This window comes from Clostridium sp. HV4-5-A1G, from assembly GCF_900184915.1.
Lineage (GTDB): Bacteria > Bacillota > Clostridia > Clostridiales > Clostridiaceae > Clostridium_B > Clostridium_B aromativorans.
Genome location: NZ_FXYI02000375.1, coordinates 1 through 712, shown reverse-complemented (window position 1 = coordinate 712; position 712 = coordinate 1). Strand labels below are relative to the sequence as shown.

General features: G+C 30.5%; 1 protein-coding gene. It reads right to left on the bottom strand.

All coding sequences use genetic code 11. The features are described 5' to 3' along the window. Positions 1-227: 227 nt before the first annotated feature. Positions 228-578 carry a DUF2200 domain-containing protein gene (locus J5G60_RS18600; protein ID WP_106010234.1) on the bottom strand — a complete coding sequence of 117 codons (351 nt, stop codon included), beginning with the start codon at positions 576-578 and terminating at the stop codon, positions 228-230. Positions 579-712: the final 134 nt, after the last annotated feature.

Below are 712 nucleotides of genomic sequence, written 5' to 3'. Positions count from 1 at the left end.
TTACCTCATTTATATATTTACCACTGATTTTAGAATACATCATATATAATAATTCGTCAAGTAGTTATTATTTTAGGTATCGAACCTAAAATAACAAGGACTATTCATATCCAACTTATAGAAAATAGGAGAATTACGCCCTTTTTGTTAAATTGGAAATTTACCAACTTCGTGTTATGTTCATAACATACTCATAACAAGTTATTTACATAAAATATCAATAGCATTTACTTTCTCAATATTTTCTGCATTGTTTTACCTTTAGCCAGCTCATCAATTAATTTATCTAAATATCGGATTTGTCGCATTAATTCGTCTTCTATCTCTTCCACCCGATGTCCGCAAATTACTCCTTTAATGAGTGAAGCATTGGGATTAATATGAGGGGCTTGTTTAAAGAAGGTTTCCATATCCACTTCATTAATTATTTGCTGCTGTAATGAATGCTCATCATAACCGGTAAGCCAAAAAATGATTTCATTTACCTCTTTTTTTGTTCTTCCTTTTTTCTCTGCTTTTTGTATATACAGCGGATAGATACTTGAAAAAGGCATTCTAAAGACTCGTGTTTTCTCCATTTTGAAATTCTCCTCGTATAATAAGTTTATAGTCAGTTAAATGACTGCTATAAACTCATTTATTTTTTATATTTTAGTATAGATGAGAAAGCATCTGTGCTTTTCTGTGGGGATTCTCCCAATTCCATAATTGC

Coding starts and splice junctions, on each gene's coding strand:
- J5G60_RS18600 (WP_106010234.1), bottom strand. CDS start 578: ATGGAGAAAACACGAGTCTTTAGAATGCCTTTTTCAAGTATCTATCCG.